General features: G+C 58.4%; 25 protein-coding genes and 3 pseudogenes. 14 read left to right on the top strand and 14 right to left on the bottom strand.

The window, feature by feature from the left end; genetic code table 11:
- Positions 1 to 93: 93 nt before the first annotated feature.
- From KW849_RS28595 to KW849_RS28575, 5 genes are all read right to left on the bottom strand, one after another.
- The gene (locus KW849_RS28595; RefSeq protein ID WP_218432871.1) at positions 94 to 765 is read right to left on the bottom strand and encodes a bifunctional 2-polyprenyl-6-hydroxyphenol methylase/3-demethylubiquinol 3-O-methyltransferase UbiG; all 672 of its coding nucleotides are present in this window, start codon (positions 763 to 765) and stop codon (positions 94 to 96) included.
- A 122-nt stretch (positions 766 to 887) separates the two neighbouring features.
- Positions 888 to 3,215, bottom strand: a complete 2,328-nt coding sequence (locus tag KW849_RS28590) for a DUF3772 domain-containing protein (RefSeq protein ID WP_256357420.1) — start codon at positions 3,213 to 3,215, stop codon at positions 888 to 890.
- A gap of 189 nt (positions 3,216 to 3,404) precedes the next feature.
- Positions 3,405 to 4,835, bottom strand: a complete 1,431-nt coding sequence (locus KW849_RS28585; RefSeq protein ID WP_218432867.1) for a heavy metal sensor histidine kinase — start codon at positions 4,833 to 4,835, stop codon at positions 3,405 to 3,407.
- Between the two features lie 8 nt (positions 4,836 to 4,843).
- On the bottom strand, positions 4,844 to 5,515 hold the full coding sequence (locus KW849_RS28580; protein WP_218432865.1) for a heavy metal response regulator transcription factor: 672 nt from the start codon (positions 5,513 to 5,515) through the stop codon (positions 4,844 to 4,846).
- Positions 5,516 to 5,599: 84 nt separating this feature from the next.
- Positions 5,600 to 5,857: a DUF2790 domain-containing protein gene (locus tag KW849_RS28575; RefSeq protein WP_218432863.1), complete on the bottom strand. Its 258-nt coding sequence runs from the start codon at positions 5,855 to 5,857 to the stop codon at positions 5,600 to 5,602.
- 385 nt (positions 5,858 to 6,242) lie between these two features.
- Between KW849_RS28575 and KW849_RS28570 the strand changes: the two genes are divergently transcribed.
- From KW849_RS28570 to KW849_RS28560, 3 genes are read left to right on the top strand one after another with little or no spacing between them, the layout of a single operon-like run.
- Positions 6,243 to 7,208, top strand: a complete 966-nt coding sequence (locus KW849_RS28570; protein WP_218432861.1) for a tripartite tricarboxylate transporter substrate binding protein — start codon at positions 6,243 to 6,245, stop codon at positions 7,206 to 7,208.
- A gap of 1 nt (position 7,209) precedes the next feature.
- Positions 7,210 to 7,692: a tripartite tricarboxylate transporter TctB family protein gene (locus KW849_RS28565; RefSeq protein WP_218432859.1), complete on the top strand. Its 483-nt coding sequence runs from the start codon at positions 7,210 to 7,212 to the stop codon at positions 7,690 to 7,692.
- Between the two features lie 15 nt (positions 7,693 to 7,707).
- Complete coding sequence (locus KW849_RS28560) at positions 7,708 to 9,216, top strand: tripartite tricarboxylate transporter permease (protein WP_218432857.1); 1,509 nt, start codon at positions 7,708 to 7,710, stop codon at positions 9,214 to 9,216.
- Between the two features lie 87 nt (positions 9,217 to 9,303).
- Here KW849_RS28560 and grxC read toward each other — a convergent pair whose 3' ends face one another.
- Together grxC and KW849_RS28550 are read right to left on the bottom strand one after the other, a co-directional pair.
- Positions 9,304 to 9,555 (bottom strand): glutaredoxin 3, encoded by a 252-nt coding sequence (gene grxC, locus KW849_RS28555; RefSeq protein ID WP_108218082.1) that lies wholly within the window; start codon positions 9,553 to 9,555, stop codon positions 9,304 to 9,306.
- A 26-nt stretch (positions 9,556 to 9,581) separates the two neighbouring features.
- On the bottom strand, positions 9,582 to 10,100 hold the full coding sequence (locus KW849_RS28550) for a carboxymuconolactone decarboxylase family protein (protein ID WP_218432856.1): 519 nt from the start codon (positions 10,098 to 10,100) through the stop codon (positions 9,582 to 9,584).
- A 134-nt stretch (positions 10,101 to 10,234) separates the two neighbouring features.
- Between KW849_RS28550 and KW849_RS28545 the strand changes: the two genes are divergently transcribed.
- Positions 10,235 to 11,050 (top strand): AraC family transcriptional regulator, encoded by an 816-nt coding sequence (locus KW849_RS28545; protein ID WP_218432854.1) that lies wholly within the window; start codon positions 10,235 to 10,237, stop codon positions 11,048 to 11,050.
- 131 nt (positions 11,051 to 11,181) lie between these two features.
- Here KW849_RS28545 and KW849_RS28540 read toward each other — a convergent pair whose 3' ends face one another.
- Positions 11,182 to 11,613 (bottom strand): nuclear transport factor 2 family protein, encoded by a 432-nt coding sequence (locus KW849_RS28540; protein WP_218432853.1) that lies wholly within the window; start codon positions 11,611 to 11,613, stop codon positions 11,182 to 11,184.
- A gap of 158 nt (positions 11,614 to 11,771) precedes the next feature.
- On the opposite strand from KW849_RS28540, the gene KW849_RS28535 reads away from it, so the two are divergent.
- Positions 11,772 to 12,422 carry a DUF2238 domain-containing protein gene (locus KW849_RS28535; protein ID WP_218432852.1) on the top strand — a complete coding sequence of 217 codons (651 nt, stop codon included), beginning with the start codon at positions 11,772 to 11,774 and terminating at the stop codon, positions 12,420 to 12,422.
- A gap of 29 nt (positions 12,423 to 12,451) precedes the next feature.
- Here KW849_RS28535 and ilvD read toward each other — a convergent pair whose 3' ends face one another.
- On the bottom strand, positions 12,452 to 14,134 hold the full coding sequence (gene ilvD / locus KW849_RS28530) for a dihydroxy-acid dehydratase (protein WP_218432851.1): 1,683 nt from the start codon (positions 14,132 to 14,134) through the stop codon (positions 12,452 to 12,454).
- 430 nt (positions 14,135 to 14,564) lie between these two features.
- Between ilvD and mqo the strand changes: the two genes are divergently transcribed.
- The 3 genes from mqo to KW849_RS28515 all read left to right on the top strand — a co-directional run bounded on the left by mqo (position 14,565) and on the right by KW849_RS28515 (position 18,871).
- A complete protein-coding gene (gene mqo, locus KW849_RS28525; RefSeq protein ID WP_218432850.1) occupies positions 14,565 to 16,211 on the top strand; it encodes a malate dehydrogenase (quinone) in 1,647 nt (548 codons plus the stop codon).
- A 479-nt stretch (positions 16,212 to 16,690) separates the two neighbouring features.
- The gene (locus tag KW849_RS28520; protein ID WP_256357419.1) at positions 16,691 to 17,557 is read left to right on the top strand and encodes a LysR family transcriptional regulator; all 867 of its coding nucleotides are present in this window, start codon (positions 16,691 to 16,693) and stop codon (positions 17,555 to 17,557) included.
- 105 nt (positions 17,558 to 17,662) lie between these two features.
- Positions 17,663 to 18,871, top strand: coding sequence for an MFS transporter (locus KW849_RS28515; protein WP_218432849.1), 1,209 nt, complete (start codon positions 17,663 to 17,665; stop codon positions 18,869 to 18,871).
- On the opposite strand, the pseudogene KW849_RS28510 reads toward KW849_RS28515, so the two are convergent.
- A pseudogene (locus tag KW849_RS28510) lies at positions 18,834 to 18,992 on the bottom strand (transposase domain-containing protein); the annotation flags it as partial. The gene KW849_RS28515 and the pseudogene KW849_RS28510 overlap by 38 nt on opposite strands.
- Between KW849_RS28510 and KW849_RS28505 the strand changes: the two are divergent.
- From KW849_RS28505 to KW849_RS28490, 4 genes and pseudogenes are all read left to right on the top strand, one after another.
- A pseudogene (locus KW849_RS28505) lies at positions 18,988 to 19,155 on the top strand (transposase domain-containing protein); the annotation flags it as partial. The pseudogenes KW849_RS28510 and KW849_RS28505 overlap by 5 nt on opposite strands.
- Positions 19,156 to 19,694: 539 nt before the next feature.
- Positions 19,695 to 19,949 carry a helix-hairpin-helix domain-containing protein gene (locus KW849_RS28500; RefSeq protein ID WP_218432848.1) on the top strand — a complete coding sequence of 85 codons (255 nt, stop codon included), beginning with the start codon at positions 19,695 to 19,697 and terminating at the stop codon, positions 19,947 to 19,949.
- Complete coding sequence (locus KW849_RS28495; RefSeq protein WP_218432846.1) at positions 19,942 to 20,655, top strand: YafY family protein; 714 nt, start codon at positions 19,942 to 19,944, stop codon at positions 20,653 to 20,655. Before KW849_RS28500 ends, KW849_RS28495 begins: the two co-directional genes overlap by 8 nt.
- A gap of 44 nt (positions 20,656 to 20,699) precedes the next feature.
- Positions 20,700 to 21,008, top strand: coding sequence for a hypothetical protein (locus KW849_RS28490; protein ID WP_150725465.1), 309 nt, complete (start codon positions 20,700 to 20,702; stop codon positions 21,006 to 21,008).
- A 224-nt stretch (positions 21,009 to 21,232) separates the two neighbouring features.
- Here the strand turns inward: KW849_RS28490 and KW849_RS28485 are convergent, their stop codons facing one another.
- Together KW849_RS28485 and KW849_RS28480 are read right to left on the bottom strand one after the other, a co-directional pair.
- Positions 21,233 to 21,586 (bottom strand): NIPSNAP family protein, encoded by a 354-nt coding sequence (locus KW849_RS28485; protein ID WP_218432844.1) that lies wholly within the window; start codon positions 21,584 to 21,586, stop codon positions 21,233 to 21,235.
- A 150-nt stretch (positions 21,587 to 21,736) separates the two neighbouring features.
- Entirely contained in the window at positions 21,737 to 22,144 is a 408-nt protein-coding gene (locus tag KW849_RS28480) for a DUF3224 domain-containing protein (RefSeq protein ID WP_108218091.1), read from the bottom strand.
- 362 nt (positions 22,145 to 22,506) lie between these two features.
- Here KW849_RS28480 and KW849_RS28475 point away from each other — a divergent pair, with 362 nt between their 5' ends.
- Positions 22,507 to 23,127, top strand: coding sequence for a LysE family translocator (locus tag KW849_RS28475; protein WP_108218092.1), 621 nt, complete (start codon positions 22,507 to 22,509; stop codon positions 23,125 to 23,127).
- Positions 23,128 to 23,158: 31 nt separating this feature from the next.
- Here KW849_RS28475 and KW849_RS28470 read toward each other — a convergent pair.
- Together KW849_RS28470 and KW849_RS28465 are read right to left on the bottom strand one after the other, a co-directional pair.
- A pseudogene (locus tag KW849_RS28470) lies at positions 23,159 to 23,329 on the bottom strand (transposase domain-containing protein); the annotation flags it as partial.
- A 47-nt stretch (positions 23,330 to 23,376) separates the two neighbouring features.
- Entirely contained in the window at positions 23,377 to 23,604 is a 228-nt protein-coding gene (locus tag KW849_RS28465) for a DUF2188 domain-containing protein (RefSeq protein WP_218432842.1), read from the bottom strand.
- A 136-nt stretch (positions 23,605 to 23,740) separates the two neighbouring features.
- On the opposite strand from KW849_RS28465, the gene KW849_RS28460 reads away from it, so the two are divergent.
- Positions 23,741 to 24,049, top strand: coding sequence for a DUF6124 family protein (locus KW849_RS28460; RefSeq protein WP_218432835.1), 309 nt, complete (start codon positions 23,741 to 23,743; stop codon positions 24,047 to 24,049).
- The last annotated feature ends 524 nt before the right edge of the window (positions 24,050 to 24,573 follow it).

Below are 24,573 nucleotides of genomic sequence, written 5' to 3'. Positions count from 1 at the left end.
ATCAATGTTGAATGTGCCGGCCTCATCGCGAGCAAGCTCGCTCCCACCGGATTGCATGGCAGTCAGCACCTGTATGCAGGCTTTGAAAGCCAATCACCGTCGCGGTTCGGCCACCAACAGCAACGACTGCGGCACAGGGCTTTGTGGGTGCTGCGGCTCCTGCAAACCGGCCAGTGCGAAACCCGCCATGTCCAGCGCATTGAGCCAACTGGACAGGGTTCGGAAATACCACGGCATGGGCTGCCACTGCCCCTTGAAGCCGGCGAAGGTCTCTTCCCGCCAGCCATCCTGATAGTCGCCCGCCGCAGCTGCCCATGGATGCAACGTCTGGATCACCAGCGCGCCACCCGGGGCGAGCAGGGCGTTCATGGCGGCGAGCAGGGGGATGATGTCCTGATGCAGCAGGGCGAAGTTGGCGCAGATCAGGTTGTAGTCGCGGCCGATGTCGATTTTCGCTTCGGCCAACGCTTCATAGCTCGCCACATGCACCATCGACGAACCCGCCGCTCGCGCCGCCTCCACCAGCGTCACGTCGCCATCCACACCCACCGCGTCAATGGCCCGTTCAGCCAACGCGCGCAACAACCAGCCTTCGCCGCAACCCAGGTCGAGCACACGCTCGGGCTGACGACCCAGCACCGCCAGCAGAATGGCCTGGTCGGTGACCTTGAGGCGGCTTTCGATGGTGCCGCTGCGGATGGCGTCGATCCAGGCTCGGGCGTTGTGGTGCCAGCTGTCGAGGAGGGTGGATTCGGGGGCTGACATGGTCGATGTCCGGCGTGATGGCTTGGATGAAAGGATAGGGCAACAGAAGGTTAACGGTGGAGCCGGTGTTTACCCGGCACCATCGCCTGCGCGTGGCTCCCGCTGCCACATTCGGTTGCGCATCACACAGCAGGCGGTTTCGCCAGTTCAATCCCCGCAGCACCCAGCCGCTTGAGAATTGCAAACAGCAACTCGCTTTTGATCGCGCCGACGGTGCGCGGGCTGGCGACATAACCGGTGATGGTCAAGGTGATGCCTTCAGGTTTCAGCTGACTGAAACGCAGGAATGGCACCGGTTTATCGAGAATGGATTCGTGTTCGGTGAAGGTGTCGTGCAGCAGGTTTTGCACCTGCTCAGGGTCGATGTCCAACGGGAACATCAGTTCGAGTATCACCACGCCCTGGGCGCTGCCGCCGAGGGTGACGTTGCGCAGGTTCTGCGAAATCAGGTGCGAGTTGGGCACGATCATGATCGAGCGGTCGGCCAGTTGTATTTCCGTGGCCCGCACGTTGATTCGGCGAATGTCGCCTTCCACGCCACTGATGCTGATCAGGTCGCCGACTTTCACCGGGCGCTCGGTCAGCAGGATCAGGCCGGAGATGAAATTCTTCACGATTTCCTGAAGCCCGAAGCCGATGCCCACTGACAGGGCACTGACGATCCAGGCGAGGTTGGTCCACTTGATCCCCAGCGACGCCAGCGTGAGCAGGACGACGGACACGTAGCCAATGTTGGCGAACAGGGTGCTCAGCGAGGCGCACATGCCCGGGTCCATCTCGGTTTTCGGCAGGAACTCGCTATCCAGCCAGCGGCGTAGCGTGCGTATCAGGTAGACACCGATCATCAGTGTCAGGAGGGCATGCATCAAATTGTCCGGGACGATGTTCAGCTTGCGCAGCCCTTCACCGCCGAGTATGGCCACAGTGCCGGTGACCAGTTGCCCGAGCGTCGTCCCCACGCCGCCGACAAACAACGCGATGACGCCGATCAGTATCAGGATGGCGCGGCCTGCGCCGGAAAACACGGTACAGATCTGCTCCAGGCGCGGATTGCCGATGCCCAGCAGCTGTTTGATGGCCTTGCCGGCGGGTTGCCGGGGCGAAAAAACGTAGTCGCAGGTGTCCTGGTAAACCTGTGTGAGCAGGTAGAAAGCGGCGAAGATGATGAATATCCAGACCAATTCATAGGTGATGAACCGGGCCATCGTCACATAGCCGATCACCAGGGCGAACAGGGACACCACCACGGCAAAGCCGGTAAACGTATAAATCAGTCCGGCGAAGGTGGTGACGCCTTCGGGAGTCTCTCCGGCCACTATCAGGTCTCGGCGCGTCTTGCTGACGCGCAACAGCATCGCGCCGATCACCAGTGCCGCGACCAACGCCACGACACCCCGACCGAACAGCACCACTTCGGCGCTCATGCCGGTGACATTGCTCATCTGCACCAGGGTCACCAGCACCAGCAGCAGGCTTGCCAGCAACCTTGGATAGGGTTCCATCGCCAGCGCCACCGGATCGGCGATATCGGGCAGGCGCCATGAAGGGTGTTTGGTCGATAGCAATGCGCGACTCAACCCGGTGATCAGCACGCAGGTATAGGCCAGCTTTTCCAGGTACTGCGCCAGATCGGCCAGCAGTGGGGTGTAGGGCAGTTGGCGGGTCCCGGCAAAATGCAGCAGTTGCAGGGCGATGCCGGCGGTCAGCACCGTCGCCACTACCGATGCCAGCGCAAGGGAGCTGCGCCGCAACCGGCCTTCAGGCATTCGATGGATGCACAACCATGCCAGAGCCCGGCCGGCGAGCTTTCGCCCCACGGTCCAGATGGCCAGGGCCAGGATCAGCAGGGCGGCGGTGATCCCGCGTTGTCCGGGTTGCCAGGCGGCCCGGTGCGTGACCTCGAGTTGCTCGATGAGGGAGCTGAAACGCTGGCGGTCCTCGATCGGAAGAGCGAACAATGGCGACCAGAATCCCGGGTTCAGGATACTGCTGGTTTGCTGGGTCACTTCCGCTTCCAGCAGGCTGCGCCGAATACTGCCAATCTGGGTGATCAGTTCGGCGGCACTTGTTTTCAGCGCGGCCAGGGTTTTGAGCTGGCTATCGAGCTTGTTTTTTTGCTCGCCGAGGGCGTCTCGTTGGGTGGTAATGGCAGACGTCACCAAGGCGTTCTCGTCGAGCGGCACCGGTCCCAGCACATTGAGTTGCGCCTGCAACTGCGCCTGTCCGGGCAGCAGCGATGTGGACAAGCGCTCAATATCCTGAATCAGTACTTGCACCAGATCCTGTGAGCTTTCCAGCTGGGTGTAATTGCTGGCCTGGGAAACCTGCTGCTTGAGGCTGTTGAGCTGGTTTTGCACCCCCAGCAATTCGCTGTCGGCGATGCTGATGATGGGGGCTGCGGGGGCGGGGGCGGGGGCGGGGGCGGGAGCAAGAGCAGGAGCGTCGGCCATGTCCCCCGCCAACAGCCATCCCGGGCTGGCCACCAGAAGCGCGAAGGAGACGCAGATCATTGACTTCAAGACATTGCACATCGGCGAGCTCGACGGGTTGTTAGTCACTTAGCCAATGAGGTTAGGTCATGACACGCACCCTAGAGCATTGTTTTGTTGGAAGTGCCCCGGGTGGTTTCAGGTCAGGCGTCACTCATGCTGTTGCCTCGCCGGGAAAAACAGTTCGAAGCAGGTGATGCCGTCGTCGCTGCTGACGTGGCAGGCACCGTTGTGCAGTTGCATGATCGTCGCCACGATCGACAGGCCCAGGCCATTGGATTGGGCCGAGCGTTCGCGGGATTCGTCGACCCGGTAGAAACGTTCGAACAGCCGTGACAGATGCTGGGCCGGGATGGTCGGGCCGTGGTTGCGCACTTGCACCTGAATGCCATCGGCCGTCGGGTTGGCGTGGATGCACAGCTCGGAATGCGGGGCGCCGTACTTGATGGCGTTGGCGCACAGGTTGGCCAATGCTCGACGCAGCAACATCGGCTCGGCCCAGATCAAGCCGCTGCCCCGGGCATCGATGCAGATGCCAGCGTCGGTCGCCGGGCCTTCGAAATAGTCAGCCATGCGTTGCATTTCGTCGGCGGCATCCAGCTCCTGGCGCTGACGCAAGGCACTGCGCGGATCGGTGCGGGCCAGAAACAGCATGTTGTCGAGCATGCGTGCCAGGCGTTCGAGTTCTTCGACGTTCGAGGCCAACAGCTGCTGATAGGCGTCGGTGCTGCGGTTCTGCTGCAAGGCCACCTGGGTTTCACCGAGCAGGTTGTTGATCGGCGTGCGCAGTTCGTGGGCCATGTCGGTCGATACCTGGCCCAACTGGATGAAGCCTTTGTCCAAGCGGTCGAGCATGGCGTTGAAGGCGTCGATCATCGGCAGCAGTTCCAGCGGCGCGCCCTGGCTGTCGAGGCGTTCGTTGAGGTTGCCGACGTCGATGCTCTGGGTGTGGCGGGCCAGGCGCCGCACGGGCAACAGGCCGCGATGCACCAGCACATAACCGGACAGCGCCAGCAGGATCGCCGCGACGCTGGCGAACAGGTACACATTGAGCCGGTAGTCGGCGAGCACGGCGGTGCGTTCAGTCATCAGGCGCCCGGTCACCACTTGCAGGCTGCCCAGGTCACCCGAGTCGATGGTCGCCGCCAGGACGGAAAACGGCACGCCGTTGACGTTGGGCAAATGCTGCACGTCGTCCAGGGTCAGCCGATGATCCATCGCCACCGGGGTTAGCACCGGCATGTTCAGGTTGCCCGGGTTGACCACCAGCAACGGTGGTTGGCCAGGGGTGCCGATGGTCAGCAGGGCCTCGCGGTTGCCCATCATGTTCTGGAACAGCGCCGGTTTGGCCTTGATCAGGTCCAGGGTGTTGCTGTCGTTGAGGAACGTGCGCAACTGGTCGATGCGGGTGATCAGGGCAATGTCGTCGCGATGGATCAACTCGCGCTCCAGGTCGCGGTACAGCGCGACACCCAGCAGCGCCAGCGAAACAAACGCCAGCAGGGCGAACACCAGCGCCAGACGCAGGGTCAGGGAATGGCTGAGACGGGATGCGGATTGCAGCGGCGTCATGGCATTCATGGTTGCATTCAGGGTTGAGTGTCGAAGCGGTAGCCAATGCCGCGCACGCTGTGGATCAGCTTGATCGGGAACGGATCATCGATTTTCAGGCGCAGGCGGCGCACGGCGACATCGACGACATTGGTGTCGCTGTCGAAATTCATGTCCCAGACCCGCGAGGCGATCATCGAGCGTGACAGCACCTCGCCCTGATGCGTGGCGAAGAGGTGCAGCAGGGCGAACTCCTTGTTGGTCAGGGTGATGCGGTTGCCGGCGCGGCTGACGCGGCGCTTGAGCACGTCGATCTGCAGGTCGTCGACGTGCAGGTGTTCTTCCTCCCGGGTAGGACCGCGCCGGGTCAGGGTGCGCAGGCGTGCCACCAGTTCGGCGAAGGAAAACGGCTTGATCAGGTAATCGTCGGCACCCAGTTCGAGGCCTTTGATGCGGTCGGCGATGTCATCCCGGGCGGTGAGGAACAGCACCGGTGTATCGGCTTCCTTGCGCAAGCGGCGCATGACTTCCCAGCCATCCATCTTCGGCATCATGACATCCAGCACGATCACATCGAAGTCGTGTTCCAGGGCCAGGTGCAAGCCGTCGACGCCGTCCCGCGCCAGGCTCACCGTGTATCCGAGTTCCTGCAGGCCGTTGAGCAGGTAATTGCCGGCCTTGGGTTCGTCTTCGACTACGAGGATGTTCATCGGGACCTGCCTGTTTCGGTCGGGCTACGGGGGCGCATCAGTGGCGAAAGTGTAGCCCGATCGGCGGCGACGGCAGGCATCCGCTCAGTTCTCACCAATGCAGCCAACGCCCTGGACCTGGTAGTCCAGCTGGTGCTCGCGACCCTGGTGGTCGAGGTAGTTGAACTGCGCTGGCACGATGCCGCACTTGCCGTTGAGGTCGGTCATCGACAGGACCTTGGCCACATCCACCGGGACATAGAAGCCGTCTTTGTCGTGAATGATCGATGAGGTGGGCTGGGTAGCGGCAAACGCCGAACCGGTGGCGAGCAGGGCGGCAAAACCCGCGATCAACATTTTCATGACGAATCTCTCTCTACAAGGGCAGGGTGGCTGCCGGTGGTAGGCCTGACAGTGAGTTCAGGCTAACGAAGTGATCCGGACAGCCGACCAACAGCTTGATGACAAAGTTGTAATCAAACGCCGGTCGGAACACCGCGAACCCTGTAGGAGCGAGCCTGCTCGCGATGGTCGCTAACGATTACGCGTGTTACCTGAATAAACGCGGTGCATTTACGTCCATCGTCGGAACGCCGCCCGGAGCAAGCTCGCTCCTACAGGGTGGTGCAGCGCTTTAAAACAGATCAACCCACGGATCCATGGCCTAAGCTTGTTCGCAGGCCCATGTTCATCGAGCACCTCGATGGGCAATCGGCACCTATAAAAACAATGCAATCAGGAGATGCCCATGTCCGCTCTGATCCGTCGTTTCAGTCGCTGCGTGGCCGCTGGTTTGACCGCTGCCGCGCTGGTCGCCCCCGCCTTTGCGCTGGATACCGTGAAATTCATGGCCCCGGGTTCGGTGGGCGGTGGTTACGACCAGACCGCCCGGGTGCTGGGCAAGGCCATGGTCGAAGCCAATACCGCCAAAGCCGTCACCTTCGAGAACAAGGGCGGCGCGGGCGGAACCCTGGGACTGGCGCAATTTGCCAACAGCACCAAGGGTGACCCGAACGCTTTGCTGGTGGTCGGCGCGATCATGGTCGCGGGCATCGAGCAGAACAAACCGCAGATCAGCCTGAAGGATGTGACGCCCATTGCCCGGCTGTTCACCGAGTACAACGTGATCGCCGTGCGCAAGGAGTCCGAATACAAGACCCTCGATGACCTGATCAAGGCCTTCAAGGCCAATCCGACGAGCATCACCTGGGGCGGCGGCTCCAAGGGCTCGGTGGATCACATCGGCATCGCCGAGCTGGCGGGCAAGCTGGACGTGCCGGTCAACAAGGTCAACTACGTGGCCTTTGGTGGCGGTGGCGAGGTGGTTGCCCAGGCGCTGGGCGGCCAGCTCAAGGTGATCACCGGCGGTTACGCCGAGCTGGGCCAATACATCAAGACCGGCCAGTTCCGTGTCCTGGCCATTGGTGCGCCGCAGCGCGTTCCCGGCATTGAGGCACCGACCCTCAAGGAGAGCGGCTATGACGTGACGATCGGCAACTGGCGCGGCGTTTACGGTGCGGCGGGCCTCACCCCGCAGCAGCGCAAGGAAGTGATCGACGCTGTCGTGGCCGCCACCAACAGCAAGGTCTGGCAGGACAATATCCAGACCAACGCCTGGACGCCCAGCGTGTTGACCGGCGATGACTTCGGCAAATTCGTCGAGGAAGAACATGTGCGGTTGCACGCCATGCTGGTCAAGGTCGGGCTGATTTGAAATGGCCACACTACGTACAGTGGTGCCGACGCAATTGGCGGTCGGCATCGGCCTGATCACCATCAGCGTCGTGTTGGCGATGGGCGCCTACCGTTTTCCGCCGGAAATGGGTTTCGTCATCCTGCCGGCGTACGTTTATCCCTATGTCGTGGCGGCGTTTCTGGGAGCAGTGGGGCTGCTGCTGGGGTATCAGGCCGTCAGCGGCGGTTTTCGCGAACTGGATAACGACACTGCCACGGTGCCGGGTGGAAAAACCGGTGCGGCCTGGGTGACGGCGGGACTTGTCGGGGTGGCGCTGCTGATCAACCTGATCGGTTTCGTGCTCGCGGCCGGGTTGCTGTTTGCCTGTTCGGCACGGGGTTTTGGCAGCCGTCATCCGCTGCGGGACCTGGCTATCGGCATTGCCTTGACCCTGCCGATCTACTGGCTGTTCAACGCCGGGCTCGGGGTTTCCCTGCCGTCGCTGATCAACATCTGGCTCTGAAAGGAGATCGACACGGTGGACATTCTTTCAAGCCTGGCGATGGGTTTTGCCGCGGCGCTGACGCCGATCAATCTGATGTGGGGGTTCATCGGCTGCCTGCTCGGCACCGCCATTGGCGTATTGCCGGGGATCGGTCCGGCGCTGACGGTGGCCCTGCTGTTGCCGATCACCGCCAAGGTCGACCCCACTGGCGCGCTGATCATGTTCGCCGGTATCTATTACGGCGCGCAGTTCGGTGGCTCCACCACTTCGATCCTGCTCAATACCCCCGGTGAATCGTCGTCCATGGTCACCGCCCTGGAAGGTAACCTGATGGCCCGCAACGGCCGGGCGGGACCAGCGCTGGCAACGGCGGCGATAGGCTCATTCGTCGCCGGCACCATCGCCACGATTTTGCTGACCCTGTTTGCGCCCATCGTGGCCAGGCTGGCGCTGAATTTCGGCCCGACCGAATACTTCGCGATCCTGGTGCTGTCGTTCACCACCGTGTCGGCGGTGCTCGGCGCTTCGATGCTGCGCGGGTTTGCCTCGCTGGGTGTCGGGTTGACCATCGGTTTGATCGGGCTGGACTCGACCTCGGGCATTGCCCGCTACACCCTCGGCGTACCGGAACTGGTGGACGGCATCGAAGTGGTGCTGGTGGCGGTCGGCTTGTTCGCGGTGGGCGAGGCCTTGTACAGCTTGCTCTATCAAACCGAATCAAACGAAGGACGGCATCGCCTGACCTCGTTGTGGATGACCCGCGCCGACTGGAAACGCTCGGTGCCTGCATGGCTGCGGGGCACGCTGATCGGTTTTCCGTTCGGTTCGATTCCGGCCGGTGGCGCCGAGATTCCGACCTTCCTGTCCTATTCCACTGAACGCAAACTCAGCAAGTACCCCAAGGAATTTTCCGCTAACAAGGGCGAGGGTGCCATCGAAGGCGTCGCCGGCCCGGAAGCGGCCAACAACGCCAGCGCGACCGGGTCCCTGGTGCCGTTGCTGACCCTGGGCATCCCGACGTCCGCCACCGCTGCGATCCTGTTGGCGGCGTTCCAGAACTACAACCTGCAACCGGGGCCGATGCTGTTCGAAACCTCCGCCGACCTGGTCTGGACGCTGGTGGCCTCGCTGTATATCGGCAACGTGATTCTGCTGGTGTTGAACCTGCCGCTGGTGGGGTTGTGGGTCAAGCTGCTGCAAATCCCCCGGCCGTACCTGAATGCCGGCATCCTCGTATTCGCGACCATCGGCGTGTACGGCATGCGTCACTCATCCTTCGACCTGATCCTGATGTTGGCCATTGGCTGGGGCGGGGTGCTGATGCGCCGTTTCGACTTCCCCGTCGCCCCGGTGATCGTCGGCATGCTGCTGGGGCCGATGGCCGAGAAACAACTGCGTAACGCCTTGTCCATCAGCCAGGGCGACTGGATGGTGTTCGTCACGCAACCGATCTCGGCGTTCTTCCTGGCCCTGACGCTGCTGGTACTGGTGGTGCCCCATGTGCTGCATAAACGCGGCATCAAGTTGCATGAGGATGATTGAGTCTCGCGATGCGCAACTCCTGTGGGAGCGGGCTCGCTCCCACAGGGTATTGCAGTGGACCAGGTGGACAACCAATACCTGACCGGTTCAGGCCAGCATCGACATCAACCCACCCTGACGATCCAGTTTGGCCAGGTCGTCGAAGCCGCCGATGTGCGTGTCACCGATGAAAATCTGCGGCACGCTGCGGCGGTTGCTGCGGCTGAGCATTTCCTCGAATTTGCCTGGCTCGCGCTGGATATTGATCTCCTGCATCGCCACGCCTTTGCTTGCCAGCAAGGCCTTGGCATTGCGGCAGTAAGGGCAGGTGTCGGTGGTGTACAAGGTCACGGTGTTCATGGTGGGTACTCCGTCGTTCAAGTCATTCAGGCGTCGATGGCCGGGAAGTCGATGTCGGTCAGCGCGGTGTTGTTGAGGTAGTTGGTCAACGTCTGCGAAGCCACGTGGGCGATCACTTCGATGATCTTGCCGTCGTCGATGCCGGCAGCACGTGCCGCGGCGATCTGTTCGACTGTCAGGTGGCCACGGCTTTCGGTGACCTGGCGGGCGAGGGTGGCATAAGCGTTGAGTTCACCCTGACGCGCGCTGAGGATGTCCTGGCCCGACAGCCCAGCCTTGCTGGCGAACAGCGTGTGAGCGGCCAGGCAGTAGTCGCAGCCGTTGATCTGCGAGGTGGCGAGGAACACCGCTTCTTTTTCCGTGGCGCTCAAGGACGTCTTGCCCAGTGCGGCCGAGTTTTGCAGGTACGAGGCCAGCACCGCCGGGGCGTGGGCCAATACTTTGAAGAGGTTGGGCAGAAAGCCGATTTTCTTCTGCACGCCTTCCAGCAGTGGGCGGGTGGCGTCGGTGGCGTGTTCCAGGTTGATCGGGGCAATGCGGGTCATGGTGATACTCCGTGGTGTGAAGCGCGGTATGCGCTGGGTACGGAGCTGATGTTAGAGACAGTGCTTGGCTTGTTGGGTGCAAATCGTCGAGGATATGCGACAGATCGTCCAAAACTGCCTTCGGGAGCCTTGTCATGGATCGCTTGTCCACGTTGCTCACGCACTTCGGCGTCAATGCCGGCACCTTTCACAGCGGTACGTTTTGCGGCACCACCGCCTACGACGGCCAACAGGCCAGCGGCCATTTGCACCTGCTTCAGGCGGGTGAGTTGCGGCTCAAGTTGGGCGATCAGCCGGATCTGCAATTGACCGAACCGAGCCTGATCTTTTTCCCCCGGCCCTATCGTCATCGCCTGTTCGCGTCTGATGCCTTCGGCACGCAACTGGTCTGCGCGACCCTGGATTTCGACGGCGGTGCGGGCAATGCCCTGGCGGCGGCGCTGCCGGATTACCTGGTGCTCAAGCTCGATGAAATCCCGACCCTGGCCGGGACTCTGGAATGGCTGTTCAACGAGGCGTTTGATGGTACGTGCGGACGCGAAGCGGTGATGGATCGCCTGTTCGAGCTGCTGGTGATTCTGTTGCTGCGGCACATCTTGAGCACCACTGGCCAGCAACCGGGCATGATGGCTGGCCTTGCCGATTCACGGCTGGCGCGGCCCCTGAGCCTGATGCACGAAACCCCGGCCAAGGCCTGGAGCGTGGCCGAACTCTCGGTCGCCGCCAACATGTCGCGGGCCAGTTTCGCCGAACATTTTCGCCGGGTGGTCGGGCAGACGCCGGTGGATTACCTGGTGAGCTGGCGCATCAGCCTGGCGCAGAAACGCCTGCGCGAGGGCCGGCCGATTGCGTTGATTGCCGAGGAAGTCGGTTACGAAAGCCCCTCGGCGCTGGCCCGGGCGTTTCGGCGCAAGACCGGGCTCAGTCCCAGGGAGTGGAAGGGTAGTTGATTCACCCGAAAACCCTGTGGGAGCGAGCTTGCTCGCGATAGCGTCAAGCCAGTCGACATTGATGTTGAATGGACTACCGTCATCGCGAGCAGGCTCGCTCCTACAGGTTATGTTGCTGGCTTACGAACTCATCAGAACTTGAACGCCTGTCGTCCTACCAGCAGCCATTTACCGTCTTGCTTTTGCCAGATCTGGAAGTTCTCGATTTCGGTGGGCACCACTTCAGTGCCTTTGAGCGCTTGCGCCGAGAAGTGGTGACGGACCAGCGCGACATCGCCGGAGACGGTAATGGTCTGGTTTTGCATCTCCAGGGTCTTGAACGCGCTTTTGCCGGTTTCGATGTCGGCGATGAAGGCCTGCTTGTCCTGGATCTTGCCGCTGGAATGCCCGTAGGTCAGGTTCTCGGCGGTCAAGGCGTTCAACTCCGGGATGTCTTTGTGCAGCATGGCCTGGGTCAGGTGGTCGACCGCCTGGGCCACGTCCTTGTCCGTGGCAGCCGGGGTGGCGGCAACGTAGCCGCTGAACAGGCACAAAAAACCCAACAGCACTTTTGCTTTTTTCATGAGTATTTCCTTGTTGTTGTAGGGGTAGCGCGACGACTGGGTGAACATTCATCAGTCATCGTACAACTTATCATGCGGTGGAGGAAAAAAGCGAACTTGCCCGACGGTCTTGTCTCGAAGTTAAAAGGGCGATGTCCTGACTTCGAGGTATTGCAGTCATGCAGCCGAATCAACGTTTGCGGCACGACCTGACATTGCTCGTGGTATTCCTGCTGATTGTCGTGGTGTCGGGTTTTTCTCCCCGCAGCCGGGTGGACTGGGCGCTGGAAAACCTGCTGGTGCTGTTGCTGGTGGGGACGCTGGTGGCGGTTTCTCGCTGGTTCCGCTTGTCGGCGACATCGATCACGCTGGTGTTTGCGTTTCTCTGCGTCCATGAATTGGGCGCCCACTACACCTATTCCCTGGTGCCTTACGATCATTGGTCTTTGGCGTGGTTCGGCTTCAGTTTCGAGCAGGTGTCAGGTGTTCATCGCAATCATTACGACCGACTGGTGCATCTGAGCTACGGACTGCTGCTGGCTTATCCGGTGCGTGAAGTGTTGTGGCGCCTGACTTCGCTGCGCGGGTTCTGGCTGTTTTTCGTGACCCTGAACGTCATGCTGTCGACGTCCGCGGTGTATGAACTGGTGGAGTGGTTCGGCGGGGCCTTTCTGGGCAATGACACGGCGAATGCCTTTGTCGGCGCGCAGAATGACCCTTGGGACTCGCAAAAGGACATGGCCGTCGCGGTGGTCGGTGCGTTCGCCACTCTGCTGCTGGTGTCCCTGCGCGGCAGGGTGCAAAAACAAGCGATGACGACCGCAAGGTGATCGGGCAGACGGCTCCTACAGGTCGGCGGCTAAAGGTATTTATCCGTCACAGCCCCCTCCGAAGCACTGGACACCGTCTTTGCATACTTGGCCAGCACCCCTCGCTTGTATTTCGATTCCGGGCGCGCCCAACGGCTCTTGCGCTCGGCCAGGTCCGCGACAGACACATCAACGGTAATCTGCCGGGTCTCTGCATCAATGATGATCCTGTCGCCATTCTCGACCAACGCAATCGGCCCGCCCTCGAAGGCTTCCGGCGTGATGTGACCGACCACGAAACCGTGGGAGCCGCCGGAGAAACGGCCATCGGTGATCAGCGCCACCTCCTTGCCGAGGCCCTTGCCCATGACTGCCGATGTCGGCGAGAGCATTTCGCGCATGCCCGGCCCGCCCTTGGGGCCTTCATAGCGGATCACGATCACCTCGCCAGGCTGCACTTCGCCATTGAGAATGCCGGCCAGCGCACCTTCCTCGCCGTGATAGACCCGGGCCGTGCCTTCGAAGCGCAGGCCTTCCTTGCCGGTGATCTTGGCCACGGCACCGCCCGGCGAGAGGTTGCCGCGCAGAATGACCAGGTGGGAGTCTTTTTTGATCGGCTGGTCGAACGGCCGGATCACGTCCTGGCCGGCCGGGTAGTCGGGCACGCTGGCGAGGTTTTCCGCCAGGGTCTGGCCGGTGACGGTCAGCACATCGCCGTGCAACATGCCGGCATCGAGCATGCGTTTCATCAGTGGTTGAATGCCGCCGATGGCCACCAGCTCGCTCATCATGTATTGGCCGCTGGGGCGCAGGTCGGCGACCACCGGGGATACCTTGCCCAGCTCGACGAAGTCATCCAGGGTCAGTTCCACATCCACCGCGTTGGCCATGGCCAGCAGATGCAGCACGGCATTGGTCGAGCCGGCGAGGGCGATCACCACGCGAATGGCATTCTCGAAGGCTTTACGGGTCATGATGTCGCGCGGCTTGAGGTCGAGCTTGAGTAGCTCCATGACCTGCTGGCCGGCGCGGAAACTGTCCGAGGCCTTGTCGCCGCCAATGGCGTCCTGGGAGCTGGAACCGGGCAGGCTCATGCCCAATGCTTCAATGGCCGAGGCCATGGTGTTGGCGGTGTACATGCCGCCACAGGAACCGGGGCCGGGAATCGCCACTTCCTCGATCTGCTTGACCTGAATCTCGCTGATATCGCCCCGGGCGTGCTGGCCCACGGCCTCGAACACGGAAATGATGTCAGTGTGGCCGGCCCCCGGCTGGATGGTGCCGCCATAGACAAAGATCGACGGGCGATTGAGCCGCGCCATGCCGATCAGGCACCCCGGCATGTTCTTGTCGCAGCCGCCGATGGTCACCAGGCCGTCGAATCCCTCGCAACCGGCCACCACTTCAATGGAGTCGGCGATCACCTCGCGGGACACCAGCGAATACTTCATGCCTTCGGTGCCGTTGGCGATGCCGTCGGAAATGGTGATGGTGTTGAAGATCACGCCCTTGGCGCCCGCGGCATTCGCGCCTTTTTCGGCTTCGAGCGCCAGCTTGTCGATGTGCATGTTGCAGGGCGTGACCATGGCCCAGGTCGAGGCGATGCCGACCTGCGGCTTCTGGAAGTCTGCATCGGTAAAGCCCACGGCCCGCAGCATGGCACGTGCCGGTGCGGCTTCCACGCCGTCGATCACTTGAGAGGAGTACTTGCGCAGATCGTCTTTGTCACTCATGACTGCTCCTATCGCTCATGGTTGTTCCTGTCGCTCATGGTTGTTTCCTATCGCTCATGGCTGTTCCACACATGCTCGTTGAGAAAAACAGGATGAGTATAGAAGGCCGGGCGCCCGGGCCCGGACTAACCGGTCGGGAACAGACGCGCGGGTAAGCCTTGTCGTGATATTCTGCGCGCCAACTTGGTTTGACCTATTCAGTTTGCATGTCCGCAAGACGTGCCGACGGAATCACTGTCGCTCAAGTAGCTGAAGCCAATAAAGATAAAAAGTCAGTTCAGAAGGGACATTAAATTGGGGTCGACGCGGTTCGTCGGTCTTGTGTGCCCACCCTGCAATCCTTGAGTGCCGCATCCGTGACTGCCGTGAAACATGGGGCTGTGCGCATGAGGATGGAAGGGCGGATGGCGTTTTATCATAGGTGCTACAGATGTTTAAGAAAGTGAACACGGCCCTGCTGGGGCTGGCTTTGTCGATGGGGATGATTCCCGTCCACGCGCAAGAGACAAAGAAAGTCGATGTGCTGCTGATTGGCGGCGGCATCATGAGCGCAACCCTGGGTGTGTGGCTCAATGAGCTGGAACCTGGCATGTCGATGGAAATGGTCGAGCGCCTCGGCGGTGTCGCCGAGGAAAGCTCCAACGGCTGGAACAACGCCGGTACCGGTCACTCCGCCCTGGCCGAGCTGAACTACACCCCGGAAGACGACAAGGGCAACGTCCAGATCGCGAAAGCCGTTGAAATCAACGAAGCCTTCCAGATCTCCCGTCAGTTCTGGGCCTGGCAGGTTCAGCAAGGCGTGCTGAAGAACCCGCGTTCGTTCATCAACTCCACTCCGCACATGAGCTTCGTGTGGGGCGATGACAACATCAAGTTCCTGAAGAAGCGCTACGAAGCCCTGCAAGCAAGCCCGCTGTTCGCCGGCATGCAGTACTCCGAAGACCCGGCTGTGATCAAGCAGTGGGTGCCGCTGATGATGGAAGGGCGCGACCCGAACCAGAAAGTCGCGGCCACCTGGAGCCAGCTCGGCAACGATATGAACTTTGGCGAAATCACCCGCCAGTTCGTCGCGTACCTGCAAACCACGCCGAAGTTCGACCTGAAGCTGTCCAGCGAAGTGCAGGACATTACCAGGAACGAAGACGGCAGCTGGCGCGTCAGCTACAAAAACCTGAAAGACGGCAGCAAGACCGAAACCGACGCCAAGTTCGTGTTCATCGGCGCCGGCGGCGGTGCCCTGCACCTGCTGCAGAAGTCCGGCATTCCTGAAGCCAGGGAATACGCAGGCTTCCCGGTAGGCGGCTCGTTCCTGGTGACCGAGAACCCGACCATCGCCGAGCAACACCTGGCCAAGGCCTACGGCAAGGCTTCGGTGGGCGCACCGCCGATGTCGGTTCCGCACCTGGACACCCGCGTGCTGGACGGCAAGCGCGTGATCCTGTTTGGCCCGTTCGCGACCTTCAGCACCAAGTTCCTCAAGGAAGGTTCGTACCTGGACCTGCTGACCACCACGACCACGCACAACGTGTGGCCGATGACCAAGGTCGGCATCAAGGAATACCCGCTGGTCGAGTACCTTGCAGGTCAGTTGATGCTGTCTGACGAAGACCGCATGAACGCCCTGAAAGAATACTTCCCGAACGCCAAGGCCGAAGACTGGCGCCTGTGGCAAGCCGGCCAGCGCGTGCAGATCATCAAGCGTGACGAAGCCGCCGGTGGCGTGCTGAAACTGGGCACCGAAATCGTCGCTTCGCAAGACGGCAGCATCGCCGGCCTGCTGGGTGCTTCGCCAGGTGCTTCGACCGCCGCACCGATCATGCTGACCGTGCTGCAGAAAGTGTTCAAGGACAAGGTCGCGACCCCTGAGTGGCAGGCCAAGCTGCACCAGATCGTACCGAGCTACGGCACCCAGCTGAACAACAGCCCTGAGAAGGTTGCTGAAGAGTGGGCCTACACCGCCAAGGTGCTGCAGCTGACTCCGCCACCAGCGGTGATCGCACCGGCTGTGAAGCCAGTGACTGTCGACACTGCTGTAAAAGCGCCGAAGGCTAATGCTGCGAGTGATATGGCTCTGTAATTAGAGACCGGATCAAAAAAGCCCACTGAACCGGCGACGGTCAGTGGGTTTTTTTGTGGGCTGGAAAATGATTCTGGAGGCATGATCGGCATTATGTTTGTAAGCGTCCGTCCAATACACCTTGCGCAACGAAACTGACCTGCACCGGGCTAGAATCCTAACCCAGCCGCGTCGGGGATGCTGGAAGCGATGCGTTAGGTGCAAATGGAAGTGCGCGGAGTGAGCAGTGGAGTCGAAGTCGGAGCGCCGATGGAAGGACAAGGGCCCCCTGATATCACCCGCGATTTTGCCCGTTGCTCTACAGACCCCGGGGGGACTGAATATTCCATGCCCGTCGTGATCGCTGCAATCGCCAAGCGGTTCTTGGGGCGGAGAACATGGGGACGAAATCAAGTCCAAGCTATATGCGGCAGCGCCACCTGATTTATCGGTAAGCTACGCTTTTCGCTCGCTGTAAATCCACTCCTAACCACACTCTGATGACCAATATGCTTGACTGGGACAGCCTCCGTTTTTTCTTTGCCTTTGTTCATGAGGGCTCCTTAGCCGCTGCGGCTCGCTCGCTGGGGGTGGAGCACGCGACTGTGGCTCGCCGAATAGCTGCCCTTGAAGCCTCTTTGGACATGAAGCTGGTAGATCGTAGGGGTCGTGTCTACCAACTGACCGAGGATGGGGTGAGGGTAGGTGAATATGCCGCGCAGATGGAGTCTGCGTCACTTGCGCTCAGGCGATTCGCTGACGGGGGAGAAAACCGTATTGAGGGTGCGGTGATCTTGTCTGCGCCTCCTGCATACCTCGGAACGTTGGTAGCTCGGCGACTTGGGGTATTGCGCGAGCGTTATCCCCGGTTGCAGCTGACGCTCGTCGGAGCCAAGTCCACTGCGTCGTTGGCAAGGAAAGAAACCGATATTGCCATTACCTTCAGCAGGCCGGATGAACAGAGTGTCGTCGCCAAAAGTCTCGGCTCATTGCGTTTTTACCCTCATGCAAGCGAGGACTACATTAGTCAACGTGAACCTGAAGAGTTCGAGTTCATAGGCTACGACCGTAGCATGGAGGATTCGGTACAGCAGCAATGGCTCCTGGATCGGCTGGAAGGAAGACCGCTTTCCGTCACCAGCAACGACCTGCGCATTCAGGCATTAGCTGCTGTAGGCAATGCTGGCATAGTTTTCCTTCCGGATTTTTTAGGCAAAGAATATGGGCTGGCAAGGGTTGATATGGATCACACACCGCTGGAACTACCCATCTGGCTCGCGTTTCATGAAGATTTACGCAACTCTCTAAAAATTCGGGCAGTGCTTGATTTCCTCATGGAGGGATTAGTGCAGGCACAGGAGCTGTGAATTTTTTCACATCCGGTTTGTGATTTTGATGAATGGGCCATCACGAAACATACCTCTACTCTGGGCTCCGAATTGAATTCCTGCCCACTGAGAGGCCCTTCACCAATGAGCAGTTCCCATCCCATAAAAAGCTCAATGGCTGTGTACCGTACAGCGTGGATCGTGACCGCGATTTTTATACTTTCAAATGCCGCTACGCCACTCTACAGCTTTTGGCAGCAGTCCCTCGGCTTCGCGTCGGGGGTGCTAACCGTAATTTTTGCCTGCTACATCATTGGTCTTCTTCTAACTCTCACCGTCGCTGGGCAACTGTCCGACCACTACGGGCGCAAAGCCTTGCTTCTACCCTGTATGGGGCTGGCTATCATTGCAGCGATTCTGTTCGATCAAGCGCACAGCATCGGCGTCTTGATGCTCGCGCGCTTCCTCACCGGCATTTCGGTGGGCCTCGTTGTATCTGGGGGCATGGCGAATGTCGTCGAGCATGCTCAGCCTCATCGCAAGCATTTTGCTTCGCTAATGGCATCTGTCGCGATGGTGGCCGGAGCGGGCACGGGGCCGCTATTGGCAGGGGTCGTTGCGCAATATCTTCCGAACCCGATCCACACAGTCTTCCGAGTGGAAATCGCGATTTTGTGCGTGGCGCTCCTAGCGCTACTCAATCAAAAAAACCAAAAGCTTGGGGGCGGTACGTTTAAACCGCGCTTGCCCACCGTCGCTAAGGAAAACCTCGGCATCGTGCTATTGGGGATAGCGTTCTTCGGCCCTGGAATAACTTCGACATCATTCATCCTGTCGCTCGGCCCCAAGCTGATAGCGACTTTTCTAGGCGTGAATAGTCCCCTTGTCACGGGTTGTATGGCCTTTTCAATGTTCCTCGTCGCCGTGGGTGTGCAGTTTGCGGCGAAGCGATACAGCAGCCGTACCGTGTTTTCGCTTAGCGGGATCGGTACTGTCTTCTCAATGATTTTCGTGTGGATCGCGCTGGAAACCGGTTCCGCTCCATGGCTGATCGTTTCCTCTCTGTTGGCAGGCGCCGGTCAAGGCTTGGGCCAGTTAGGTGGACTGACCCTTATTGCTGACCGCGTGCCTGCGCAGCGCAGAGCCGAAGCCAACGCAGTGTTCAACATGGGAGGGTATGTGCCTGCTGGGGCGATCCCGGTGTTAACAGGTTACTTGATCGACTTTTGGGGGTTGAACATTGGAATAAGCTCACTTGCGCTCATTATCGCGAGTCTTGCTTCTTTGGCGCTCACGCAGCTTTGGAGGCACGTCCCTAAGCAAAGTCAAACTCGTACACACGGCGAGGCTTAACGAGCCACTTATGTGGCAGCAGATCGATAATCTGACTGGCGCGCTGGGTTGGCAAGCGCCTGAGGACGTCTTTCAGATAGGTGTATGTATCGTGTCCTTTCATGCGCGCAGACTGGATCAACAGGCATGATCCGTATGTTTATCTTAAAGACGTTCTGACACGCCTTCCGACGCAGCGGGCGAGTGAGATCGAAGAGCTTCTACCTCATAAATGGAGCGAATCACAGTCGGACTGGATTGGTGCGCGCTACGTCCCGAATAGGGCCATTCCAAGCGATGGGTGAGAGTAGGGATACTACGATAAGGAAAGCTACCTGGGACAGGTAGAACGGCTCCAGCCACTGTTGCTTCAATGCGACGTAAAAAGTGTTGTGGGTTACGTCGACCAAAATAATCGCTATCGTAAGCACGATTCCGGCTCTTGGCTTGATGAAAAGTAGCAGTGCTGCAAGCGGGTCAAAAAACGTAAGCGCCCCCCAGAAAATACGGCTAGCCAAGTAAGCGCTAGACCCGTATCCATAGTCCCAGAGCAGTCCATGCGAAATATCTGCACGGATGTGATTAGCGGTTGCGATGAAAAGGCAGCATGCGAACAAAATTCTGACGGCGAATGACAATCTTGGCATAGCGTTATCTGCATTCGTGATCTACGCCCTGCATGATAGCGGGATCGACCAACGACTCGTTGCAAACTGGGAAGGAGTGATCGCTGAACCCACCTTCCTGATGCCTGCGCTTAGAGCGATGGAGTCCATCTATTGAGATGCCCTCTTGCGTCGGGCAAACTCCGGTTGCTTCATTGGCCGATAACAGGAGTTTACGGATGCCATTTCCACTGACGGAACATAATGCCTTGTTGGCCCTGAAGGGCGTAGGGCCGGCCGTTATCGCTCGTCTTGAGCAGATGGGCATTGACTCGCTAGCTATGCTCAGCAAAGCGAATGCTTGTGACATCCTGGCTCAGGCATCGGCAGCAGTGGGATCGACTTGCTGGAAGAATAGCCCCCAAGCTCGGGCCGCCATTAACGCGGCCATTGAGCTTGCAAAGAACTCTCAGTTGAGCACACCTGGTGCGTAAAGCTGATCGCTTATTTCAATTGGTAAATCTGATTCGTGTCCATCAGCCAATCTCTGCTGAACGACTGGCCAGCCGAATTGGCGTTTCCGTTCGCTCAATCTATCGATACATCGACGACCTTTCTTTCAGTGGAATCCCAATCTATGGTACCGCTGGCGTGGGGTATGCCTTGGATGCCGATTTTGAGATGCCGCCGTTAACGTTGAACAGACTCGAACTGGATGCATTGATGCTCGGGATGGAAATGCTTTCAGCTTCTGCCGATAACGATCTAAGTGCTGCTGCGAGGATGTTGTTGAGCAAAATCTCAGCGTCCGTAATCCATCACAAGGTTGACCCCAGCGCGGCAAAAATCAGGGCACTTGGAACAACACCTTCCTCGACGCGTGGTCATTTGGCAACCCTTCGAAATGCCATCGAAAACACTCAGGCGCTGAAGATAACTTATACCAGCTTGGACGGTGCGGTTTCGCAACGCCTCATTTCCCCCCTTGGCCTTTTCTACTGGGGAGGAAAGTGGACGGTTGGAAGCTGGTGTAGCTCCAGGGCGGCTTACCGCGATTTTCGGGTCGATCGCATAGCCTCCATCGTTATTGCCCAACAACCATCACCCGACAATCCTGCCCTTGATCTCCAAGCGTATATGAAGCACCAGGCAAGCCAGTGGAAAGCGATCACCACTACTGACACTACGCTGTCAGTATGAGCTACTGATAATTGGGACTTCCTAACACACAGCAGGTCATCCCTATGCAGCGCTCATCTCATGTACTCGAGTTAGCCATTTTCAAGGTCAAACAGGAATGCGTCGCGCAAGTGCCAGTACTTCGCGCGAGGCTTCGTGAAACGTTAAAGACCTTTCCGGGTTTGATTGAGTACCACGCGTACTGCCCTATGAGCGACGACCGAATCTTCGCGGACCTGGCAATGTGGGACAGTCTTGAGAACGCACAAAAAGTGGCAAAGGCGTTCAACGATGGAGATCCGAGATTCTCCGAGTATATGTACGCTATTGAAAACCTGACGTTCATGAGTCATCTCGTTCCAGAGATGAGTTGACCCCCGACGGACTGCCAGAGCAGGCAAGAGACACCGATGCCTTTGCTGTCAGGCATCGGTGTCGTCACTTCCAGTGTCAGTGTTCTCAGATCACCTATTGCTGGATTCCGGGCTGCAAACTGAAGTCATATGGTAAAACCGTTTCGAAAAAAGTAACCGTCCGGCCCACACATCTTCCTGATCCCCGCATTTAAGGCTACGGGGTCTGCCTTTGTCGATGTCAGCTACGCGGATCGAGCTTCGGCTCTAGAAGCTCTGATGGCATCAATTACGTCTTGAGTGAGCGCCATAACTGTCGTTGTACTGACTTCAATGAGACTGATAATGTCTGCTCGCGGGCCCTGTTTCCAGGCAGCGCTTGCGTAAAAAATATCTTGGGATGCTAGGCGATGGCTCTCGCTTTGATAGGCGCGAATCAGGTGATAGCTGTCACAATCATGCAATGAGCTGCCATAAGAAACGACATCTATGCCAGCTTCCAGGTGAAGCGGAACACTTACATTCTGCATTATTCGATGAAAATCCAATCCCGATCCTGGTTTTAAGGTGTACATCAGGATTTCAATAATTCGAGTCATTCCAAGTCTTCCATGTGGAGTTTCAACGTGAGCATCCGTACATCCCGTTTTCCGTTGTTAGGCGGTAAGCGTCCGGCGAAGACACCTACCCTGATGCAGTATCCAGGGCAATGGTGTCCTCTGCGGCATTACCTCAAAACTATTTCTGAGCTATTCGAGTTGGTAATTCAACCAAATATGGTGCGTGCCATCGGTGTCGATTTTGATCCCTCCTGATCCCGATATCCCTCTCAAATCACCGGTACCACTACCTCCGACTATGCAGAAAAATTCATCTGCCCGATCAGTGCCGGTTGTGGAGGCAGAGTGGATGAAATTGAAGGCGCCTTCTTTCCCATTCACCGCACCTTTGAAGCTCTCAATTGCGATGTAACTGCCCGTCCTGGTCGTCTGGTCGAACGCCGCAGTAAAAACTGTTGAGGAAATACCGTCGATAGCACCCGAGTAGCATTTCTCCATGGTGCTGATAGACACTGGCAAGGAGGTAGTAATCTCGGGGGTTGGGCTCAGGCCTGTTGGTTTGAAATTCTGAGTAGAAAAAGTGGCTAACGCTTCCATTCACATCCGTCTCTATCCAAAGAGTGAAGCTCTCATTGTACTCCACAGCACAGCACAGCACGCACGGAGCCAAAAACGCTCTGCGGAGCTAAGCCTATTTCCATCTATGCGGCAGCAACTCAGTAAGCGCCCGGCCAACAAACCTTCCTGAATCCAAATCTCAATGACGCACACACCAGCGCCCCAGCGTTGGGATCAGAACGAGATGTTGGCTGAATGGTTAGGTCGATGGTAAGCGTCCGGGGGACACACCTTTGCATGTGGCTACTACTGTGCTGGCCGGCACTGAATTGGCTCTGCGGCTAATGGCATATCCTGGGCTTCAAATGTAGCATTGGCGCAGAATGATTATGGAGATGCATATGGATCATGCGACGTTAGCGTTATTCCTGCCAGCGTGCTTTGCACTGAATATGGCGCCTGGACCTAACAATTTGCTATCTATCAGCAATGCAACAAGATATGGATACCGCACATCTTGTATGGCAGGTGCCGGTCGCTTGCTGGCCTTCGCGATCATGATTGCACTCGCATCGGCGGGCTTGGCTGTCGTGCTGGAAACCTCAGAACTGATCTTCTATGGGATCAAAATAGTTGGCGCTGCGTACCTATTCTACTTGGCGTATCAGCTATGGGGCGCTGTTCCGGAAGCTGAGGCTGAGTCAGAAAACGTTCGAGTAGGTTTATGGGCGCTGGCACGGCAGGAGTTCCTCGTTGCCGCAGGTAATCCCAAAGCTATTCTGATTTTTACCGCGTTCCTACCGCAATTTATTGACCCGGCGGTAGATATTGGTTCTCAGTTTACGTTGCTTGGACTATTTTTTCTGGCATTGGAATGGATTGCCATTGGGATCTACGCATACATTGGATTGCATATGCGCCGCTGGTTTGCGCAGCCTCGGGGTAAGAAGATTTTCAATCGCTGCTGTGCTGGTTTATTGTCCGCGGCCGCCTCGATGCTATTGATGGCACGTCGGGCTTGATCGTATGCGCCGGACATCACGTCTTGCGTGATTAAACCGGCTGCCACTTATGCGGCAGCAACTGGTCAATTTCACTCGCCCGCTGCGTCGGCTGGCGCGCTAAAACATCCTTCAGGTAAGCATACGGATCATGCCCGTTGAGCCGGACCGACTGGATCAAACACATGATCGCCGCCGCACGCTTACCACTGCGTAACGAGCCTTGAGCGATGGCATCAGGAAGGTGTGTTGCCCGGACGGTTATGACAATTAGCCTTTAGGTGGAGATGGATCATTTTCATGACCATCTTTGCTTCCAGCTTTTCCGTCTTTATTGTGTATCAGTAACTCAGTTTCTTGGTTTTTGCTGATCTCACAAGCTCGGTTTACAGCATCTTTTTTGGTATCGAAGTGACCAGATGAACGCTGACCACCACTGTACATATGCAGCGTCCCGCACGGCTTTTGATGACTTTTTATTGGTTTGAAAGCGGTCATTAGTCTCAAGTTTTTCCATATCCCATGGGGCTTGCACTTCACAACCCACCTCGCTAACCTTCGCCCGTCGCTGCCAATTCAGCGAACGGGTGTGGTAGCCCGGTTTCCATAGGAGCCCAATCCATTGGAGTTCCAAATGCTCAACGAAAACGCTGATTCATCAGCAACCCCAAACTCGTCAGAGTTCGATCCCGAGTTCGTGTCCCGCAAACCGGCCGGGGCCGACCGCCGTCCCAACCCCATCTTCACCATCGCCCCCAACGTCAACAACGAAACCCTCCTGGTTCATGCCTGTGAAACCCTTGCCTCGGCCAGTGTCATGGCCAGTGAACTGGCGTTTATCCTCTCTGGCCCAAAATGCAATTTGGCACTGGGGGTTCAACAGATGATTGCCTTGGCGGAACTATCGGTGAACCGCGTGCTGGATCAGGTAGATCCGCAGTAGCAGGCGAGGGCGGTTTTAGCCTGATGTGAAAAAGCCTACTGAACCGGCGACGGTCAGTGGGTTTTTTTGTGGGTGAGAACAAAGACATCGTTTCGAACAAGGCCTCTCTATGCCGTAATGCTGTTCACTTATATGCGTGTCTTCAGTCTGAGAGAAACCCGTGGCGAGGGAGCTTGCTCCCGCTTGAGTGCGTAGCACTCACAAAAACGGCATTGTTATCACATTTTTGGGGCCGCTACGCAGCCCAGCGGGAGCAAGCTCCCTCGCCACAAAAGCAGGTGTGCCTGAAGCACCGCGCTTAACTGAACAGCATTGCTCTCTATGCCGCACGCTTCGGCAGCCCCTGTCATCAATTGCCAAGTCACTGACGCTCAATGTGAAGCAACCCGCTTGCCCGTGACGATACTGGTTTGTTTTCCGAAGTCGAACCGTATAGCGAAACCGCATTGGCACATGAAGTCCTGCCCCACTATTCTGATGAAGGACTGTCAGTTGCATCTCAATAAAACAATCAGAGAGAGCGC

The sequence above is a fragment of the Pseudomonas sp. PDM26 genome (genome assembly GCF_019219185.1).
Classification (GTDB): Bacteria; Pseudomonadota; Gammaproteobacteria; order Pseudomonadales; family Pseudomonadaceae; genus Aquipseudomonas.
This window is presented reverse-complemented; position numbering and strand designations above follow the sequence as displayed.

Coding starts and splice junctions, on each gene's coding strand:
- KW849_RS28585 (WP_218432867.1), bottom strand. CDS start 4,835: ATGAATGCCATGACGCCGCTGCAATCCGCATCCCGTCTCAGCCATTCC.
- KW849_RS28520 (WP_256357419.1), top strand. CDS start 16,691: ATGACCAATATGCTTGACTGGGACAGCCTCCGTTTTTTCTTTGCCTTT.
- ilvD (WP_218432851.1), bottom strand. CDS start 14,134: ATGAGTGACAAAGACGATCTGCGCAAGTACTCCTCTCAAGTGATCGAC.
- KW849_RS28570 (WP_218432861.1), top strand. CDS start 6,243: ATGTCCGCTCTGATCCGTCGTTTCAGTCGCTGCGTGGCCGCTGGTTTG.
- KW849_RS28565 (WP_218432859.1), top strand. CDS start 7,210: ATGGCCACACTACGTACAGTGGTGCCGACGCAATTGGCGGTCGGCATC.
- KW849_RS28485 (WP_218432844.1), bottom strand. CDS start 21,586: ATGACTCGAATTATTGAAATCCTGATGTACACCTTAAAACCAGGATCG.
- KW849_RS28580 (WP_218432865.1), bottom strand. CDS start 5,515: ATGAACATCCTCGTAGTCGAAGACGAACCCAAGGCCGGCAATTACCTG.
- KW849_RS28545 (WP_218432854.1), top strand. CDS start 10,235: ATGGATCGCTTGTCCACGTTGCTCACGCACTTCGGCGTCAATGCCGGC.
- KW849_RS28595 (WP_218432871.1), bottom strand. CDS start 765: ATGTCAGCCCCCGAATCCACCCTCCTCGACAGCTGGCACCACAACGCC.
- KW849_RS28590 (WP_256357420.1), bottom strand. CDS start 3,215: ATGGCCGACGCTCCTGCTCTTGCTCCCGCCCCCGCCCCCGCCCCCGCC.
- KW849_RS28480 (WP_108218091.1), bottom strand. CDS start 22,144: ATGGAAGCGTTAGCCACTTTTTCTACTCAGAATTTCAAACCAACAGGC.
- KW849_RS28475 (WP_108218092.1), top strand. CDS start 22,507: ATGGATCATGCGACGTTAGCGTTATTCCTGCCAGCGTGCTTTGCACTG.
- KW849_RS28515 (WP_218432849.1), top strand. CDS start 17,663: ATGAGCAGTTCCCATCCCATAAAAAGCTCAATGGCTGTGTACCGTACA.
- KW849_RS28540 (WP_218432853.1), bottom strand. CDS start 11,613: ATGAAAAAAGCAAAAGTGCTGTTGGGTTTTTTGTGCCTGTTCAGCGGC.
- KW849_RS28500 (WP_218432848.1), top strand. CDS start 19,695: ATGCCATTTCCACTGACGGAACATAATGCCTTGTTGGCCCTGAAGGGC.
- mqo (WP_218432850.1), top strand. CDS start 14,565: ATGTTTAAGAAAGTGAACACGGCCCTGCTGGGGCTGGCTTTGTCGATG.
- KW849_RS28535 (WP_218432852.1), top strand. CDS start 11,772: ATGCAGCCGAATCAACGTTTGCGGCACGACCTGACATTGCTCGTGGTA.
- KW849_RS28550 (WP_218432856.1), bottom strand. CDS start 10,100: ATGACCCGCATTGCCCCGATCAACCTGGAACACGCCACCGACGCCACC.
- KW849_RS28465 (WP_218432842.1), bottom strand. CDS start 23,604: ATGACCGCTTTCAAACCAATAAAAAGTCATCAAAAGCCGTGCGGGACG.
- KW849_RS28490 (WP_150725465.1), top strand. CDS start 20,700: ATGCAGCGCTCATCTCATGTACTCGAGTTAGCCATTTTCAAGGTCAAA.
- KW849_RS28575 (WP_218432863.1), bottom strand. CDS start 5,857: ATGAAAATGTTGATCGCGGGTTTTGCCGCCCTGCTCGCCACCGGTTCG.
- grxC (WP_108218082.1), bottom strand. CDS start 9,555: ATGAACACCGTGACCTTGTACACCACCGACACCTGCCCTTACTGCCGC.
- KW849_RS28460 (WP_218432835.1), top strand. CDS start 23,741: ATGCTCAACGAAAACGCTGATTCATCAGCAACCCCAAACTCGTCAGAG.